Raw genomic sequence first — 17,596 nt, forward strand, 5'->3', positions numbered from 1 at the left:
GCGCGCAGGAAGATCAATTCGGACAGGGTTGCCCGGCCGCTGCCCACCTCGCCATGTCCTTGACGTGATCCTCGAAGGTGCCGGGCGGTGTCGACCGTCCTTCTCCGGGTGCCCAGCCACGCGGAATGAAGCCGTTCAGCGAGGCATCGTGCCGCAGATGCTCGACGAGGCCTGCGGCATCGCGCCCCCCGTTGCGCTTGGGATCCTTGATCTGCGCGCAGATTTCCTTGCCGCTCTTGCCGAACCAGATGAAGGCCACGGGCGCAAGTTGCCAGTCGATGCCGGCGCGCGGCGGTGACGGGGCCGGCTCGTTCGCCTGGGTGGATGTCATGTGACAGGTCGAGCACGGCACCGCCTCCGTGCCGATGCGGCTCTCGCCGCCGTGGATGTTCATGCCGTGCACGCGCGGCTTGGTTTCCCCTGCCGGTGTCCAGATCGGGATCGCCTTGGCATCGACATGGCAATTGGCACAACGTGGGTGCGTCACCACCGCTTCGATCCGCTTCCAGGCTGCGAGCCCGTCGGTACGGCTGACGCTGCCGGGGGGAAGCAGGTCCTTGGCCGCCAGCTTGACCTCGTCCTTGGCCGCGACGATGCCCGTGACGGCCGATATCGCGACGCCGACGAGGATCCACGCAACGAGAGATATTTTCATGGCCCGCCTCACACGAAATCGATGAACTTGTTGAAGGGCATTTCGCGGATCCGCAGCCCCGTCGCCGCGAAGATCGCGTTGGCGAGCGCGGGCGCAGCCGGCGGCACCGGCGGCTCTCCGACGCCCCTCACCTTGGGATCGTTCTCCAGCCCTCGGACTTCGATGACAGGACATTGGTACATGCGCATGGCTTCGTGGTGATTGTAATTGGTCTGCTGCGCCGCGCCCTTGGCGTAGGTCAATTCGCAATTGATGGCGTGGCCGAGGCCCCAGACGACACCCCCCTGCATCTGGCTTTCGAAATTGACGGGGTCGATCACCTTGCCGACGTCGGCCACGGCCCAGACCTTGTCGATCCTGATGCCGCGGTTGGTCTTGGTGACCTCGACGACTTCCGCGGTCGGCGTGCCGAACGATTCCACGAAGGCGACGCCGCGCCCCTTGCCCTTGCCGAGCGGCCCCTTCCAGTTGGACATGTCCGCCAGCGTCTCCAGCAGCTTGCGATAGTGCGGCACGTTGCACATCTCGATCCGCGCCTTCATCGGATCAAGGCCGGCGGCGTGGATCAATTCGTCGATGAAGCTTTCCGTGAAGAAGCCGGCTGTGGACGCCCCGACCGAGCGCCACGTGGTGGAGGGCGACAGGCCCTTTGCCTCGTAGCTCGTGGCCCGGAAATTGGGGATGTCGTAGTAGACGTTCCACGTGCCCGCGGCGAGTTGTGGATCGGCCTCTTTCATGGGCGAGCCCATGCGTTCGAGCAATCCCTTGTACGGAGCGGTCGAGGCCAGTTGCAGATCGGCCGCAACGATCTTGCCCTTGGCGATGCTGCCCCGGTGGCGGGCGATCGCGATCTGCCGCGGAATGTCCTGAAGGAAGTCCTCCTCGCGCGAGAACAGAAGCTTGATCGGCGTCCCACGCATCTGGTTTGCGATCTCGGCGAGCACGCGGACGTTTTCAAATTCCAGACGGTGCCCAAAGCTTCCGCCAGTCCACTGATTGTGGAAGGTGACCTGCTCCGGCTTCAGCCCGATCGCGTTGGCAGCGATGGACTGCACCGCCTGCGGGCTCTGATGCCCGACCCAGATTTCCATGCCCTTGTCGGTGACGAGACCGATGCCGTTGAGGGGCTCGAGCGGCTGATGCGCGACGTAGGGCGCGCGGTATTCGGCCTCGACGCGCGTCCCGGATTTCAGGGCCGCCTCCACGTTGCCGATCGTCCGCCACTCCTTGCCCAGGAATTCCGGCTTGAACGATGATTGCAGGACCTTCCAATGATCGGCCTGCTCCGCCGGATAGACCGGGGGCGCCCATTCGCATTTGATAGTGTCGACGGCCCGCATCGCATACCAGCTGTTCGTGGCGATGACGGCAACGCCATTCTTGATCTCGAGGACCTTCTTCACGCCGGGCATCGATTGCGCCTTGCTGGCGTCATAGGACTTCATCGGCTGTCCCTTGGCGGGGTTCAGCTTGACGGCCGCGAACAGCATGCCGTCGATCTTCTGATCGATCCCGAACTTCAGCTCGCCCATGACCTTGGCGCGCACATCGAGGCGCATCATCGGCTTGCCTAGCAGGCGCCACGTCGAGGGATCACGCGGCTTCGCATCGAGCACGGGCGGAATCCCGGCGGCATCCGCGGCGAGAGCGACATAGGGTATCTTGCTGCCGTCCGGCAGGATGACGTGGCCGGATTGGGTGCGAATGTCGGCCACGGCAACGCCGGACCGCTTGGCGGCCGCCGCCTTCAGCGTCTCGCGCGCGACGGCCCCCGCCTGCCGGAGCTTTTCGTAAGTGTCGGGAACGGTGCTCGAGCCGCCGGTCATCTGCACGCCGGACTTTCGAAGCGTTTCAAGGGCCGCGGCGCGCGCCGCTTCGGCGGCGGGGCTCAGGTCCGCGGCGAGGAACGGCGCCGACTCCTCCTTGAAGCCGGTGTTGAAATAGGCCGGGCTCGGTCCGGCAAAGCGGACTTCGAACTGGCCCGGATCGAGATCCATCTCCTCGGCGATCATCATCGTCTGCACGGAGCCGACGCCCTGCCCGATATCGGCGTGCTGGGCGATGAGCGTGATCTTCTCAGGGCTGATCTCAACCCAAGGATTGAACGTCACGGCACCGGGCGGCAAATTCGCGGCGAGCGGATTGCCATTGGCGGGTGCGGCCGCTTCGGCGGGGCCGTATGCGCCAAAGGCGATGCCGCCGGCGAGCGCGGCGGAGCCGAAGACGAAGACGCGGCGTGACAGACTCTGCATGTGGCCCATCTCACTTCTCCGCCATCTTCCTGGCAGCCGCCGCGTGGATCGCCGCGCGAATGCGTGGGTAGGTCCCGCAACGACAGAGATTGCCCGACATCACCTGATCGATCTGCTCATCCGTCGGTCTGGAGATCTTCGCGAGCAGCGAGATCGCCTGCATGATCTGCCCGACCTGGCAGTAACCGCATTGCGGCACCTGATGCTCGATCCAGGCCTGCACGACAGGGTGCTGTTCCTTGTTGGCAAGGCCTTCGAGCGTCACGACCGATTTGCCGGCAACCTCGCCGATATGCGCTTGGCAGGACCGCACCGCTTTGCCGTCGATGTGAACGGTGCAGGCGCCGCACTGCGCGACCCCGCAGCCATATTTGGTGCTGGTGAGTCCGAGCTCGTCGCGCAGCACCCAGAGCAAGGGCATCTCGGGGACGACATCGACAGCCTGCTTGCTGCCATTGACGGTGAGCTCGATCATGTCGGTCCATCCTCCAGAGGTAACGCGTCGCTGCGACAGCACAGCGGATGCACGCCGGGCTGTATTTCCGATTCCTGCGGCATCTTGCGCAATCCCTGCGGAATGCCGCGATGGGTTGTCACCTCGGCCCGGCCGCCGCACAATTCGCGATACTGCCTGGGTGTAAGGCTTGCAGCCTTGCGGAACACGCGCGTGAAATTCGCCTGCGAGCCGAAACCGAATTCCAGGGCGATGTCGACCAGGGACATGCAGTCCCTCGCGAGTTCGTGTCGCGCGGCCTGGACACGCCGATCGGTGACATAGCGGTAGGGTGACAAACCGGTGGCTTCGCGGAACAACCTCGAAAAATGGTAAGGGCTGAGACAGGCCTGCGCGGCCAGATCCTCGAGCCTGATGTCGCCGCCGAGCGAGCTCTCGATGTAGTCGAGCACGCGCTGCAGGCGCCGCGGATCGAGCGACAGCGCCTTGCCGGGCGCCTGCCAGCGATCGATCGTGTAATGCCCCATAAGATGCGCCGCGAGCGCAACCTGGATTCCTCCCACGAACAGCGCATCGGTTGGCTGTCGGGGTCGATGCAACAGGTCGCGAAGCGGCGCACAAATGTGGAAGAGCACCCGATCGGCAAGACCGTGCGCATACGCGATCTCCACCTTGGCCGGATCGATGTCGAAATCGGCAAGCGCACTCTCGTCGAGCAACGCAGGCGGCAGGTAGACATGCAGACATTCCATCCGGTCTGAAAGCTCCAGACTGCTTTCCTGCGTGCCGACCGGCACGAGGTAGCTCATGCCGGGCCGCGCGAGACTCTTCTGAACTTCGCCATTGCCTTCGCGGCACACCATCCCGCCGCCCGACAGCACCATGACGAGCTCGTTACAGACGGGAACGGGCGTGGCCTGGCGGCCCGCTTCGAACTTGCGATGCTCGATGCTGAGCCCGGGCCAGTCGCGGGCCTCCGCGAGCTTCTCGCTGGTCCGGTATTTTTCATCGCCATGCGTCACGAGCGCCATCACGACCTCCGCTTTGCTTGCGGCAATTGAGGCCCCCTTGTCGCGAGCGAGCGACCATTCCCGTCCGGTGGTGAGCTGCGGCATTGCAGCGCCACCGTGAAGCGAATGTCTCACAAGCGGCGTGCCCGAAGTCCAGAGGGCGCGCGGTTAAAAGAGGTAAAACGGCGACAGAGCGAAGGCTTCGCCGGAGGCGTGCGATTTCGAAATCGCCGGCCGTCCAAAGCAAGATGCGTGCGTCATCGCGCAGGAATCGGAAATCGCGCAATCCGCGTTTGAGCTAGTGAACGGATCAGAAGCGCAGATCCATTCGCAGCCGACGAGAGCCGTCGCGCTCGAGCGCCGACAGCACGCCTTACAAACAAGGAGAGCGACATGACAGACCAGGCAGACAACACCAAGTGCATGGGCCGCCGCGCCCTGTTGCAGACGACCGGCGCGGCCGTCGTCATGGGCCTTGCCGGCACCACAACCGACGCAAGGGCCGCGGCACAGAAGGGCGATCCCATGTCGTCCGCCGAACGCAACGAGGCGCCGCTCGGCGCACGGCTCCAGGGCGTCCAGCATTTCGGGCTGACGGTCCAGAACATGGAGCGGGCCTATCAGTTCTACACCGAAGTGCTCGGCGGCAGCGAAGTGTTCCGCCATGGCGATTTCCAGGGGGATGGCGTGCAGAACACGCTGCTGGCCGACCAGGAGATCGAGGCGAACGCCCGCGGGGTCAATCCGCGGACCATCGGCGTGCCCGACCTGCGCAGCGGAGCCCAACGGCTCGACGTCCGCTTCATCCAGTTCGACAACATGGTGCTCGAACTGCTGCAATATCGCGAGGCCGACCAGCCGATGGGCAGCGCCAAGAGCTTCGCCGAACCGGTGGAGCACATGAGCCCGGCCTTCCCGCGCATGATGCACATCTGTTTTTATGTGCGCGACGACGTCGACTTCAACAAATTCATCGCCGACCTCGAAGCCGAATCGGCACGCCGCGGCATGACCCAGGTGCGGGCCAACCGAACCGTCCGCGTCATGACCGAAGCGGACCGCAAGGCCGCGCCCCGCGATACCAACACCAACAAGGTGACCGCGGAGCCTTCCAATGGCTGGGAGCTGATCTATTGCAAGGGCCCGGAGGGCGAGCAGCTCGAATTCGTCAAGGCCCTTGACCCGGTCAAGAAGCGCTTCGCGGACGCACTGGCCAAGCGCCAGCAAAGCATCGTGCGCTGAACAGACACATGAAGGATTCTGTCATGCAAGCTCTCGCCCGCAATACGCGTGTCGCCCTGCTCTTCGCCGTTGCGTTGACTGTGCCCGCCGCACCCATGATCGCCCAGGAAGCCCCGCGCGTGCGCTATCAGGAGATTCCGGAGGGCGCCTATTCCGTCGTGGCGCAGGTCCGCGCCAAGCCCGGGAAGGAGGACGCACTGCGCACCGCTACGCTGCCGCTGATCGAGCTGGTTCGCGGCGATCCCAAGAACCTGGTCTATTTCCTTCAGGAAGATCGCGCCAAACCCGGTCATTTCATCTTTTACGAGGTTTTCGCCAGCCAGGCCGATTTCGACGCGCACAATGCGATGCCCTACGTGAAGGACTGGTTCGCCAAGCTGCCGGACCTTGCCGACGGCGGTGTCGAGGTCATGCGCATGGCGATACTCGGCAAGCCCAAAAAATAGCCTGATACGGTCAAAAAGATTGCGCGAGCGATTTGTCGCAGCACCCGAGGGGCAGCTGCGCGGGGCAATCGTGCGAATTCAGAACCGCTCACTTCAACATGTGTGCAGCGCATGATAGTTGCTAGGCGATCTTTCGATCGATTGGCAATGAGCAATGCGGACTGCCACCGAGACGCGGCAACGGGGCACGCGCCGACAGGAACTCACCTTCTCCTTCGGCCCATACCAACTCGTCCCCCGCCGCCAATTGCTTCTCCTCGATGGGCGCGCGGTGAAACTGGGCGGACGCGCCTTCGAGCTGTTGCACCTGCTGGTACAGCGTCGCGGCGAACTGGTCAGCAAGGACGAACTGATGGAGGCGGCCTGGCCGGGCACATTCCTTCACGACAGCAATCTCAAGGTCAACATGTGGAGCTTGCGGCGTTCGCTGGGTGATACCCAGACCGAGCCTGCCTACATCGCGACGGTGGCCCGCCGGGGCTACAGGTTCGTTGCCGACGTGCAAACGAGCATTGGTGAGATCGAGGATCACCCGGCGCAGGCGGAACCGATCCCCTCGTCGCCGCCATCGCGGCGCGTCATCGTCGGGCGCGAGGCCGAGATTGCCGATATCGCTCGCCTGCTGGTCGACCTCAGGCACGTGACCCTGGCCGGCGCGGGAGGGATCGGCAAGACGACCGTTGCCGTTGCGGTGGCGCAGGCCACTGCCTCGCGCTATCGCGACGGCATCTGCTTCGTCGATCTCGCCACGATCGCGGACCCGACCCTGTTCGGCGCGGCGATGGTCACGGCGCTGGGCATCAGGGGCAATCCGGACAACGGCCTGACCGCGGTGCTCGACTATCTCAGGCAGCGCCAGATGCTCCTCATCCTGGACAATTGCGAGCATGTGCTGCCGGCCGCCGCGATGTTTGCCGGCAGATTCCTTGCGGACATTTCGCCCTCGAAGCTGCTCGCGACCAGCCGCGAACCGCTGGGCAATGCGACCGAGCACGTCGTGCGGCTCGGCTCCCTCCCGGCGCCAAGCCCGGGCCAGGTGCCGACGACGGAGCAGGCGGTCGAATTCCCGGCGGTTCAATTGTTCGTTCGCCGCGCGGCCGAATGGTCGGACTACGAATTCGTCGATGACGACTACGCGGCCATCGCCTCGATTTGCCGTTCACTGGACGGCCTGCCGCTGGCGATTGAGCTGGCGGCCGCCCAGATCCGAACGTTCGGCCCCCACGAACTGCTGGATGCGCTCGACCAGGATTTGAGTTTTCGCGCACCAAGGGCCGAAGGCGCCTCGCCGCGCCATGAGACCCTGATGGCCACGATCGACTGGAGCTTCAGGCTGCTGCCTTCCAAGGAAGCCAGGCTGTTCGCCCTGCTCTCCGTGTTCAGCGATGCGTTCGAAGCCGAGGACGCGATTTTCGTGGCCGGAGCGGCCGGCCTCGATCTGGTCGACGTCGTCACCGGGCTCGGCAGCCTCGTCGCAAAATCCCTTCTGAGCGCGCAGTCAAGCGGGCGCGGCCTGCGTTACCGCCTGCTGGACAGCACGCGGCGCTATGCGGCGGACCGGCGCCGCGCCGATCCTGCTTGCGAACAAGCTCTCAACCATCATGCGCAGCGCATTCTTGCCCTGTTCGAACAGTCCGAGGACGAGTGGAGCTGGCGTGAGCCGGCCGACTGGACCCAACGCTATCTCTGGCGCATCGGTGATCTCAGGGCCGCATTGGCGTGGGCCTTTGGCGAGGACGGCGATGCCTTGCTCGGCATCAGGCTGACGGTTGCGGGGATCACGTTGTGGTCGGAGACAGCCATCCTGTCGGAGGCACAGGCGCGGCTGGCCTCGGCACTGGCGCTGGCCAAAACCATCGAGTGCGACGATCTGCTGCGGGCAAAGCTCGCTTGCGCGCTCGGATGGAGCCTTTTCTACGCTCGCAAACTATCCAACGAAAACGAGCTTGCATGGCTCGATGCGATCGCTTTTGCAAGACGTGCCAAGGACACCGACTATCAGCAACGCGCGCTTGTCGGCTTCGCCTTCTACCTGCTGCAGATCGGTCATATCCCGCGTGCCATCGTCTATCTCGAGGAAGCGACCGGGCTTGCGGATCGCGACCGCAAACTGACATCGACCTCAGAAGCCGACCGGGCGCTGGCCTGGGCGCAAGCGTTTGCGGGTGAATTGAGCACGAGCCGCGCGGTTCTGGATCGTCTTGCGGCGACCCATTCGCTCGCCGAAGGCAGGTCCCGCAAGGATGCCAACGAGGTCTACCGGTTCATCACCGTCCGCTTCAATCTGCCCTTTGTCGCGTGGATGCAGGGACAGTCCGACACCGCGGCCAGGCTGGCCCGCGATGCCGTCGATGCGGCGGATCGCAGCGGTCAATGGGTATCCCAGTCGAACGCGCTCGGACTTGCCGCACTTCCCATTGCGCTTGAAACCGGCAATCTGGATGCGCTCGAAAGCTACGCGGAACGGCTGCGTGAAAATCTCGAACGGGAGCGCATCTCCCGCTGGGTTCCGGTGGAGCGCTATTTCTCGGCCTGCCTCCGCGATCTCAGGGGCGATCCGCGCGCGGTGGACGATATCCGGGCCGCGATCGACGAACTGATCGAATGCCGCTTCCTGATGCGGATCGGCAGCTATCTCGCGGTCCTCGCGCGCGCGCTTCTCAGGCAAGGCTCGATCGAGGACGCGCAGCGGACCATCGCGGAAGCACTCGACTACCAGGAGCGGCAGGGCGAACGCTGGTGCCGTTCGGAGCTTATGCGCGTCGATGCATCTGTCCTCTTCCACACCAGCGAGCCCGCGCGCGCCGAGAAGCGGCTGCAGCAGGCGCTGTCCGAGGCCCGCAGCATAGGCGCCAAAACGTTCGAACTGCGGATCGCCGTCGATCTCGCCGCGCACTGGATGGCGACCGGCCGCAGACCAAAAGCCGCGCGCTTGCTTGCTCCAATCTATGGCGAGTTCGCCGAGGGCTTCGAAACTCAGGACCTCGTTGCCGCCTCGCGCCTTCTGGCCGAACTGCAAGCGAGACCCTGACTGCGGCAGGCGCGGCCGTCGTGCGCAGCCACACCCGGGCGATGCATGGCTGGCCTACCGCAGGGCTCGCCGCGGCCTGCTTTACGCTTCCCGAATTTCCTGATCCTCTCAGGCCAAGCGGCCGGATCAACCGGCCTGCCCCCAGGGAGAGACGCCATGAAGCTCGGCACCGCCATTGCGGAAATCATGCGGCGCGAGGGGATCGAGATCCTCTGCGGCTATCCCGTCAATCACCTGATCGAGCACGCGGCGAAAGCCGATATCCGCCCCGTGATGGTGCGGCAGGAGCGCGTCGGCATCCACATGGCGGATGCGATCTCGCGGGTGACGTCCGGACTCTCCATCGGCGCGTTCTGCATGCAGCATGGGCCCGGCGCGGAGAACGCGATGGGCGGCGTGGCGCAGTGCTATGGCGAGTCCGTCCCGGTGCTGGTGCTGCCGATGGGCTATCAGCGCCGGCTTGCGCATATCGAGCCGAACTTCAATTCCAGCGACGCGATGAAGCCGTTCGCGAAATCGTCCGAGCCGATCATCCTGGCAGCCGAGGTCGCCAACATCTTCCGCCGCGCCTTCACCAAGCTGAAGAACGGCCGCGGCGGGCCCGTCATCGTCGAGATTCCCGCGGACATGTGGAACGAGGAGGTGCCGGAGCCGCTCGACTACACACCGGTGCTGCGCACCCGCTATGGCGCCGACCCCGTGCATGTGAAGGAAGCTGCCCGGCTGCTCGTCAATGCCAGGCGTGCAGTGATCTATGCCGGCCAGGGCGTGCATTACGCGCAGGCCTGGCCGCAATTGAAGCGGCTCGCCGAGCGGTTGGCGATCCCGGTGACCACCAGCTTGGGGGGCAAATCGTCGTTCCCGGAAACGCATCCGCTCTCGCTCGGCTCCGGCGGCCTTGCGGTGCCGCGCGCGGTGCCGACATTCCTCGCCGAGGCCGACGTCATCTTCGGCATCGGCTGCTCGTTCACGGAAACGAACTTCGGCATCGCGATGCCGAAGGGCAAGACCATCATCCATTCCACGCTCGATCCCAACCATCTCAACAAGGATGTCGAGGCCAAGATCGGCCTGGTCGGCGACGCCGGCCTCGTGCTCGACGCGCTGCTGGAGGACATCGGCAAGACCGTCACCGCGGACCGCGATGCCTCCGCCGTCGCGGCCGAGATCGCAGCGTCGCACAAGGAATGGCTGTCAAAATGGATGCCGAAGCTCACCAGCAACGACGCGCCGCTCAGCCCCTATCGCGTGCTGTGGGACCTGCAGCACACAGTCGACATCGACAACACCATCATCACCCACGACGCCGGCAGCCCGCGCGACCAGCTCTCGCCGTTCTGGAAATCGACGAAACCGCTCACCTATCTCGGCTGGGGTAAGACCACGCAGCTCGGCTACGGCCTCGGCCTCGCAATGGGCGCGAAGCTGGCCAAACCCGACAAGCTCTGCATCAACGTCTGGGGCGATGCGGCGATCGGTTTCACCGGCATGGATTTCGAGACCGCGGTGCGCGAGCGGATTCCGATCATGTCGATCCTACTCAACAACTTCTCGATGGCGATCGAATTGAAGGTGATGCCGGTCTCGACGGAGAAGTATCGCTCGACCGACATTTCCGGCGACTACGCCGCGATGGCGCGCGCCTTCGGCGGCTATGGCGAGCGGGTCACCAGGCCCGAAGACATCATCCCTGCGATCAGGCGCGGCATCCAGAAGACGCAGGAAGGCATTCCGGTGCTGCTTGAGTTCATCACCAGCAAGGAAACCGAGGTGTCGCGCCCGGGAACGTAAGGCAAGCCGGACGCTGGTTCCGGCCGCGGAGGATGTGATAATCCGCCACGATGCCGCGCTGCAATCGCGATGCCGTCGCGCAGCAACCGGCATCGGCCTGTCGATGAGCCACCACATCGTGGTGAAGCAGCATGGCGGCACGATCGACGTCACGACCGCGCCGGGCGAGTTCACCGAATTCACCATTGTGCTGCGCGGAACAGCAGCTTCCCGAACGGCGCGGGCTAGCGCCCTACTCCGCCATCTCGACGGGTTGCGTTGCCGAGGGACCGGCCAGCGGCCGCTCCTCCATCGCGATCAGGCACAGCGCGGCGGTGGTCATCAGCGCGGTGGCGGCGCCGAACACGTAGCGGAAGGCGTGCCGCATATCGTCGGCGGGAATAGCGACGGCGCCTGCGGCGTGGTGCTCGCCGGCGAGTGGCACGTCGATGCCGAGCGCGATCAGCAGGATCGCGGCGAAGGCGGCGACCGTGAACGAGGACATCAGCGAGCGGAAGAAGTTCATCGCACCGGTGATGGTGCCGACTTGCGGACGCGCGACCGAGTTCTGCAGCGAAACCACGCAGACCGGGAAAGTGGTGCCAAGCCCGAGCGCGAACGCCGCCATCAGCATGAGCAGGCCCCACAGCGGCAGAGTGGTGAACGTGAGCCCGAGGCCGCATAGCGCGGCCCAGGACGTGCCGATGATGGCCACGCGCTTGTAGTGTTTCGCACGGGCCATGGTACGGCCGGCGACGGCGGCGCCAACGGTCGAAACCGCCGCGAGCGGGATCAGCGCAAGGCCCGCCTCGCTCGCGCTCAGATGGTAGACCTGCTCGTAATAAAGCGGCAGCTGCACGGTGAGGCCGGTGATCGCGCCGAGCCCGCAGCCACCGGCGGTCATCGCGTACGGCGCCACCGATCCGGTCAGCAACTTCAACGGCAGGAAGGGCTCGTCCGCGCGACGCGCGTGCCAGACGAAGCTGACGGCGAGCGCGACGGCGCCGCCCACCATCGCCAGCACGGTCGGCGACAGCCAGGGATAGCGCGTGCCGCCCCAGGTCAGCACCAGCATGAAGACCACGGCGGAGGCCATCAGCAGCACGCCGCCGAGCCAGTCGACCTTGCGCTTGCGGTGGAACACCGGGATCTTCTTCATCTTCGGCAGCAGCAGCGCGAGCGCCGCCGCCGTGAGCGGCAGATTGATCCAGAAGATCATCGACCAGTGCAGATGCTCGGCGAACACGCCGCCGATAACCGGGCCGAGGATGCCGCCGACCATCCACACGCTGGAGAAATAGGCCTGATACTGGCCGCGCTCGCGCGGGGAGACGACGTCGGAGATCACGGTCTGTACCACAGGCATGATGCCGCCGCCGCCGAGCCCCTGAAGGCCGCGCGCCAGGATCAGCATCGGCATGCTCGGCGCGATCGCGCACAGCACCGAGCCCGCCACGAACAGGCTGAGCGAGATGATGATCATGGCGCGGCGACCATAGATGTCGCTCAGCGTGCCGAACACCGGCGCCACCGCGGTCGAAGCGAGCAGATAGGCGGTGATGACCCAGGAGAGATTGGAGACGTCCTGGAACTGGCGTCCGATGGTCGGCAGCGCGGTCGCCACGATGGTCTGGTCGAGCGCGGCCAGGAACATCGTCAGCATCAGGCTGATGACGATGGTGCGGACCTCGTCCTGCGACAGCGGCACCGGCGGCGCAATCGACGGGGCATCATCGACGCTGATGACTTCGCTTGGAAGCCGCGACAGCTCCTCGGCGATGTCGTCGGGCAACGTCTGGATGTCGGCAGAACTGCTCCGCCGGTCGAACTTGTTCATCTCGCTCGGGTGCCGTGTGGCGGCGCAACGCCGCGAAGGATTCGTTCTATGCAGTCCAATGTAAACAGCAAAATTTGTCCCGGGCAGGCATCGCGGCGCATGGGTGCATCCCGCCCCCGGGTCATCCCGAAGACGTGATGGGTGCCGTGCGGCGGCTCAGTCCTTCGGGCGTCGCTTCAAGCGCGCCCGCTTCGGCAGCAGCGCCGGCCATTGCACGATGTGGTCCTCGAGCTCCTCGTCCGGGATCTCCTCCTCGCTGCCCTCGACCCGGCCGCGCACGGAGACGCCGGCGTCATGCACGGTATTGGGATCACCGGAGACCAGGGGATGCCACCAATAGAGGTCGCGCCCTTCCGCAACGAGCTTGTAGCCGCAGCTCGGCGGCAGCCAGTTCAGGCTGCGGACATTGGCCGGGGTCAGGCGGACGCAATCCGGAACCTTGTCGGAGCGATTCGGATAGTCCTTGCAGGCGCAACTGGCGCCGTCGAGCAGCTTACAGCCGACATGGGTGAAATAGATCTGCCCGGTGTCCTCGTCCTCGAGCTTGTTCAGGCAGCAACGCCCGCAGCCGTCGCACAGGCTTTCCCATTCGGCCGCCGACATCTCTTCCAACGTCTTGGTTTTCCAGAAGAATCCTTCCTGGCCTGAAGGTCGTTTGGGAACTGCGGTCATGCGCCTCAACAAGGTTCGAAAGAGCTACGGCTCAAGCCATCTAGGGCGTGCGGCCGGGGTGGTGCAAGCAAGGCGCCTTTGAGGCCCGGAATGAAACGGGGTCAATTCAGCCTGTTGTTCAAAATCCCGAGCGTGACCATTGGTTTATCGGCCCCGCTCGGCTAGAAGGAACAGCAAGTCCCTCGGATGCTGGCCGGGCGCCTTGGGTTTGCCGCAACATTCCCTCAAGACGTCTCGATGCCGCCCCCGGCCGGGTGCTTGAACGCTTTCGAAGCGAGCCTCAAGGGTTCTAGGTGCGCCAGATCATACCATCGCATTGGAAGCAGAAGGTCCGGAATTTCTTCCTGGACCTCGATGCGCGCATCGACTCCTCGCTGTTCTCCTCGGCCAAGGGCATCCGCGAGCTCTACGAGCGCTACTCGACCTTCATGGACCGCTTCTATGTCGGACGCTGGAAGCGCTGGGTGTTCATCGAGCCGCTGTCGGAGGCCGCAACCCTTGGCCTCGGCGGCCTGGTCGTGATGCTCACCCTCGCCATCCCCGCCTTCCGCGAGACCGCGGACGAGGACTGGCTGAAGAAGTCCGACCTCGCGGTGACCTTCCTCGACCGCTACGGCACGCCGATCGGCAGCCGAGGCATCAAGCACAACGATTCGATTCCGCTGGAAGATTTTCCGGATGTCCTGATCAAGGCGACGCTGGCGACCGAAGACCGCCGCTTCTACGAGCATTTCGGCATCGACATCGCCGGTACCGCGCGCGCGCTCGTCACCAACGCGCAAGCCGGCGGCGTCCGCCAGGGCGGCTCCTCGATCACCCAGCAGCTCGCCAAGAACCTGTTCCTGAGCAACGAGCGCACCATCGAGCGCAAGGTCAACGAGGCCTTCCTCGCGGTCTGGCTGGAATGGCGCCTGACCAAGAACGAAATCCTCAAGCTGTATCTCGACCGCGCCTATATGGGCGGCGGCACCTTCGGCGTCGACGGCGCGGCGCATTTCTACTTCAACAAGTCCGCGCGCGACGTGACACTGGCGGAAGCGGCGATGCTCGCCGGCCTGTTCAAGGCGCCGACCAAATACGCGCCCCACATCAACCTGCCTGCGGCGCGCGCCCGCGCCAACGTCGTGCTCGACAACCTCGTCGATGCCGGCTTCATGACCGAGGGCCAGGTGTTCGGCGCCCGCCGCAACCCGGCCTTCGCGGTCGATCGCCGCGACGAGGCCTCGCCGAACTACTATCTCGACTATGCCTTCGACGAGATGCGAAAGCTGGTCGACACCTTCCCGAAATCCTACACCGAGCGCGTCTTCGTGGTGCGCCTCGCCATCGACACCAACGTGCAGAAGGCCGCCGAAGACGCGGTCGAGAACCAGTTGCGCCAGTTCGGCCGCGACTATCACGCAACGCAAGCGGCGACCGTGGTGTCCGATCTCGACGGCGGCATTCGCGCCATGGTCGGCGGCCGCGACTACGGCGCCAGCCAGTTCAACCGCGCCGTCGACGCCTACCGCCAGCCCGGTTCGTCTTTCAAGCCCTACGTCTACACCACCGCGCTGCTGAACGGTTACACGCCGAACTCGATCGTGGTCGACGGCCCGGTCTGCATCGGCAATTGGTGCCCGCAGAATTATGGTCATTCCTATTCCGGCGCGGTGACGCTGACGCAGGCGATCACGCGCTCGATCAACGTCGTGCCGGTGAAGCTGTCGATCGAGATCGGCCGGAAGAGCGAGCCCAAGGCGCAGAACCCGGCCAAGGTCGGCCGCGCCAAGATCGTCGAGGTCGCGCGCCGCTTCGGCCTCAAGGCGCCGCTGCCCGACACGCCGTCATTGCCGATCGGCTCGGACGAGGTCACCGTGCTCGAGCACGCCGTCGCCTACGCGACCTTCCCCAACCGCGGCAAGGCGGTGACGCCGCATTCCGTGCTCGAAGTGCGCACCGGCGCCGGCGACCCGGTCTGGCGCTGGGACCGTGACGGGCCGAAGCCGCGGCAGGCGATTCCCGCCTCCGTCGCCGCCGACATGGCGGGCATGATGAGCCACGTCGTCAGCGAGGGCACCGCGCGCCGCGCCGCGCTCGACGGCATTCCGACCGCGGGCAAGACCGGCACGACCAACGCATATCGCGACGCCTGGTTCGTCGGTTACACCGGCAATTTCACGTGCGCGGTCTGGTACGGCAACGACGACTACTCGCCGACCAACCGCATGACCGGCGGCTCGCTGCCGGCGCAGACCTGGCACGACATCATGCTCGCGGCCCATCAGGGCGTCGAGGTCCGGGAGATTCCCGGCATCGGCATGGGGCAGAAGCTGCCGCCGCAGCATGTCAGCAATGCGCAGGCCAATGCGGCGCCGAAGGTGCTGGAGACCAAGCCGGGTCCGCCGCCGGTGCTGACCAAGCGCGGCGCCGACATTCTGGTGCGCGTCGAGAAGCTGCTGGACGACGCCGCCAAGACCGCAAAGAAGTCGGCGGACGCGGACACCAAGGCGGGCAGGCCGTCCTCGGCGACGAGCGCGCTCGCCTTCCCGCAGAATTATGCGGAAGAGAGTGCCAACGCTTCCGCCCCGCGCAAGAACTGATCGAAACAAGTGCGGCTGATCCTGATCACATTGACGGCCCTTCTGCTCGCGACGGTGGTCGGCCTGGGCGCGACCTGGATGACGACGACGCGCGGCACCGAGATCGGCGCGCTGACCATCGGTCCCTGGACCGCGCGCCCGCGCACCGGAACCGCCGACGTCGACCCCTACTCGCGCGCCACCATCGTGCGCAACGGCGAGCTGCCGATCGGCACCGGCGACGGCGTCGCCTTCACCGCTACCACCGACGACAAGAAGAAGGCGCTCGACGGCCGCTGCGACGTGATCGTCTCCGGCGTGACGCCGCCGGCGCGGTTCTGGACGCTGACGCTGTACGACCGCAAGGGCCACCTCGTCGCCAATTCGCTGCAGCGCTACGGCTTCACCAGCCAGGAGATCGTGCGGCAATCCGACGGCTCGTTCGAGATCCGCATCGCCTCGCGCTCGCGCGCCGGCAACTGGCTGCCGACCGGCGGCATCGAGCGCTACGCGCTGATGCTCCGCCTCTACGACACCCCGGTCGGCGTTGCCACGCGCACCCAGCGCGACGCGCCGATGCCCACGATTTCGACGGTGGGCTGCTCATGATCCGGCTGTTGTTCACCATCGTCGCAGGCGTGGTGCTGGGCCTCGTGGTCCACCTCGTCAGCGTGCTGGCGCTGCCGCGGATCGCAACGCAGGACGCCTATTCGCGACTGACGCCGATGACGAAGCTCAACGGCGTCAGCCAGCTTCCCCTCGCCGATCCCCAGACGTCGCCGATGCCGTTCATGGATCCCGCCTTTGCGCTGGCGATCTGCCGCTACGACCTCTCGAGCGGACCGATCAAGCTGACGGTGCCGGTGAGCCAGGCCTACACCTCGGTGTCGTTCTACACCCGCAACGAGATCGCCTATTACGCCATCAACGACCGCTCGGCGGGCCGCAAGGTGATTGAGCTCGACCTGATGACGGAGGCGCAGCACAGCGAGCTGCCGGAGGACGAAGAGATCACCGCGGCCGACCGCCTGATCATCGATTCTCCCAGCACCACCGGCCTGATCGTGATGAAGGCGCTCGCCCCCGAGCCCGGCCTGATGCCGCAGGCGCAAGCCACACTCGCCGCCGCGAGCTGCGGCCCGCAGACCGAGCCGCCCGCCAAAGCCGAGGCACAGCGCGGCCGGCGGTGAGCGCGGCCGGTTCGGCAGCTCTCATCGCGAAAAGCGTGAAGCAAGAGCGGGGGGCGGACCTGCGGACGTCAGCGCGCGAATTTGAAGTGAGCAAACGCAGCCGAAGCGACCGTCAGCAATGCCGCGGCAATCCAGATCGGCACCAGCACGAAGATGGCAATCGCGCCCTGCCCGCAGTCGCCACACCCAAACCCGAACAGGACGGGAAAAAGACACAGCAGGATCGCGACGGCAAATCCCGTGCTGAGCCAAACGCCTCTCGTTCCCCATCGCGCACCGAAGAGCCAAGGCACAGCGGGAAAGCCGAAGGACAGACCGACCAGGAGGTTCACCATAACGTCGAACACGATCTCTCTCCGGTCGGCTTTCAAAGCGCTGTCCAACTTGCCTGTGTTCCAGGCCATTTGGCGCAGCGATTGGTGAGAAGCTTGGCTCTTGGTCGTTATCATCGAGCGGATGGTTCAGATGACGGGTAG

At 65.3% G+C, this 17,596-nt stretch carries 14 protein-coding genes and 1 pseudogene; 8 read left to right on the forward strand and 7 right to left on the reverse strand.

Features of this window, described 5'->3' with window-relative positions; translation table 11 throughout:
- Positions 1-13: 13 nt before the first annotated feature.
- From JQ580_RS16080 to JQ580_RS16095, 4 genes are read right to left on the reverse strand one after another with little or no spacing between them, the layout of a single operon-like run.
- A complete protein-coding gene (locus JQ580_RS16080) occupies positions 14-655 on the reverse strand; it encodes a hypothetical protein (protein ID WP_212281036.1) in 642 nt (213 codons plus the stop codon).
- A gap of 8 nt (positions 656-663) precedes the next feature.
- The gene (locus JQ580_RS16085) at positions 664-2,907 is read right to left on the reverse strand and encodes a xanthine dehydrogenase family protein molybdopterin-binding subunit (protein ID WP_249134206.1); all 2,244 of its coding nucleotides are present in this window, start codon (positions 2,905-2,907) and stop codon (positions 664-666) included.
- A 10-nt stretch (positions 2,908-2,917) separates the two neighbouring features.
- The gene (locus tag JQ580_RS16090) at positions 2,918-3,382 is read right to left on the reverse strand and encodes a (2Fe-2S)-binding protein (protein WP_212281038.1); all 465 of its coding nucleotides are present in this window, start codon (positions 3,380-3,382) and stop codon (positions 2,918-2,920) included.
- Entirely contained in the window at positions 3,379-4,476 is a 1,098-nt protein-coding gene (locus JQ580_RS16095) for a helix-turn-helix transcriptional regulator (protein WP_249134207.1), read from the reverse strand. Before JQ580_RS16095 ends, JQ580_RS16090 begins: the two co-directional genes overlap by 4 nt.
- A gap of 288 nt (positions 4,477-4,764) precedes the next feature.
- Between JQ580_RS16095 and JQ580_RS16100 the strand changes: the two genes are divergently transcribed.
- The 5 genes and pseudogenes from JQ580_RS16100 to JQ580_RS34315 form a co-directional block, all read left to right on the forward strand.
- Positions 4,765-5,613 (forward strand): VOC family protein, encoded by an 849-nt coding sequence (locus tag JQ580_RS16100; RefSeq protein WP_212281039.1) that lies wholly within the window; start codon positions 4,765-4,767, stop codon positions 5,611-5,613.
- A gap of 23 nt (positions 5,614-5,636) precedes the next feature.
- Complete coding sequence (locus tag JQ580_RS16105) at positions 5,637-6,059, forward strand: putative quinol monooxygenase (protein ID WP_249134208.1); 423 nt, start codon at positions 5,637-5,639, stop codon at positions 6,057-6,059.
- Between the two features lie 271 nt (positions 6,060-6,330).
- On the forward strand, positions 6,331-9,090 hold the full coding sequence (locus JQ580_RS16110) for an ATP-binding protein (protein WP_311982454.1): 2,760 nt from the start codon (positions 6,331-6,333) through the stop codon (positions 9,088-9,090).
- Positions 9,091-9,135: 45 nt separating this feature from the next.
- Complete coding sequence (locus JQ580_RS16115; protein WP_283813963.1) at positions 9,136-10,881, forward strand: thiamine pyrophosphate-requiring protein; 1,746 nt, start codon at positions 9,136-9,138, stop codon at positions 10,879-10,881.
- A gap of 85 nt (positions 10,882-10,966) precedes the next feature.
- Positions 10,967-11,109 (forward strand): annotated as a pseudogene (locus tag JQ580_RS34315) (ATP-binding protein); the annotation flags it as partial.
- Positions 11,110-11,113: 4 nt separating this feature from the next.
- On the opposite strand, the gene JQ580_RS16120 reads toward JQ580_RS34315, so the two are convergent.
- Positions 11,114-12,697, reverse strand: coding sequence for an MDR family MFS transporter (locus tag JQ580_RS16120; RefSeq protein ID WP_212281043.1), 1,584 nt, complete (start codon positions 12,695-12,697; stop codon positions 11,114-11,116).
- A 156-nt stretch (positions 12,698-12,853) separates the two neighbouring features.
- On the reverse strand, positions 12,854-13,369 hold the full coding sequence (locus JQ580_RS16125; protein ID WP_212281044.1) for a YcgN family cysteine cluster protein: 516 nt from the start codon (positions 13,367-13,369) through the stop codon (positions 12,854-12,856).
- 293 nt (positions 13,370-13,662) lie between these two features.
- Between JQ580_RS16125 and JQ580_RS16130 the strand changes: the two genes are divergently transcribed.
- The 3 genes from JQ580_RS16130 to JQ580_RS16140 are packed head-to-tail and all read left to right on the forward strand — an operon-like array spanning position 13,663 to position 17,120.
- Positions 13,663-15,951, forward strand: a complete 2,289-nt coding sequence (locus JQ580_RS16130; RefSeq protein ID WP_212281045.1) for a transglycosylase domain-containing protein — start codon at positions 13,663-13,665, stop codon at positions 15,949-15,951.
- 9 nt (positions 15,952-15,960) lie between these two features.
- Positions 15,961-16,539, forward strand: coding sequence for a DUF1214 domain-containing protein (locus tag JQ580_RS16135; protein ID WP_094896107.1), 579 nt, complete (start codon positions 15,961-15,963; stop codon positions 16,537-16,539).
- Entirely contained in the window at positions 16,536-17,120 is a 585-nt protein-coding gene (locus tag JQ580_RS16140; protein ID WP_212281046.1) for a DUF1254 domain-containing protein, read from the forward strand. Before JQ580_RS16135 ends, JQ580_RS16140 begins: the two co-directional genes overlap by 4 nt.
- Positions 17,121-17,188: 68 nt before the next feature.
- Here JQ580_RS16140 and JQ580_RS16145 read toward each other — a convergent pair whose 3' ends face one another.
- Positions 17,189-17,569: a hypothetical protein gene (locus JQ580_RS16145; RefSeq protein WP_212281047.1), complete on the reverse strand. Its 381-nt coding sequence runs from the start codon at positions 17,567-17,569 to the stop codon at positions 17,189-17,191.
- Between the last annotated feature and the right edge of the window lie 27 nt (positions 17,570-17,596).

Origin of the sequence: Bradyrhizobium sp. SZCCT0148, from assembly GCF_018129985.1 — a bacterium.
In the GTDB taxonomy this organism is placed as follows: Bacteria; Pseudomonadota; Alphaproteobacteria; order Rhizobiales; family Xanthobacteraceae; genus Bradyrhizobium; species Bradyrhizobium japonicum_H.

Coding starts and splice junctions, on each gene's coding strand:
- JQ580_RS16085 (WP_249134206.1), bottom strand. CDS start 2,907: ATGCAGAGTCTGTCACGCCGCGTCTTCGTCTTCGGCTCCGCCGCGCTC.
- JQ580_RS16140 (WP_212281046.1), top strand. CDS start 16,536: ATGATCCGGCTGTTGTTCACCATCGTCGCAGGCGTGGTGCTGGGCCTC.
- JQ580_RS16145 (WP_212281047.1), bottom strand. CDS start 17,569: ATGATAACGACCAAGAGCCAAGCTTCTCACCAATCGCTGCGCCAAATG.
- JQ580_RS16120 (WP_212281043.1), bottom strand. CDS start 12,697: ATGAACAAGTTCGACCGGCGGAGCAGTTCTGCCGACATCCAGACGTTG.
- JQ580_RS16100 (WP_212281039.1), top strand. CDS start 4,765: ATGACAGACCAGGCAGACAACACCAAGTGCATGGGCCGCCGCGCCCTG.
- JQ580_RS16095 (WP_249134207.1), bottom strand. CDS start 4,476: ATGCCGCAGCTCACCACCGGACGGGAATGGTCGCTCGCTCGCGACAAG.
- JQ580_RS16125 (WP_212281044.1), bottom strand. CDS start 13,369: ATGACCGCAGTTCCCAAACGACCTTCAGGCCAGGAAGGATTCTTCTGG.
- JQ580_RS16090 (WP_212281038.1), bottom strand. CDS start 3,382: ATGATCGAGCTCACCGTCAATGGCAGCAAGCAGGCTGTCGATGTCGTC.
- JQ580_RS16115 (WP_283813963.1), top strand. CDS start 9,136: ATGGCTGGCCTACCGCAGGGCTCGCCGCGGCCTGCTTTACGCTTCCCG.
- JQ580_RS16080 (WP_212281036.1), bottom strand. CDS start 655: ATGAAAATATCTCTCGTTGCGTGGATCCTCGTCGGCGTCGCGATATCG.
- JQ580_RS16105 (WP_249134208.1), top strand. CDS start 5,637: ATGCAAGCTCTCGCCCGCAATACGCGTGTCGCCCTGCTCTTCGCCGTT.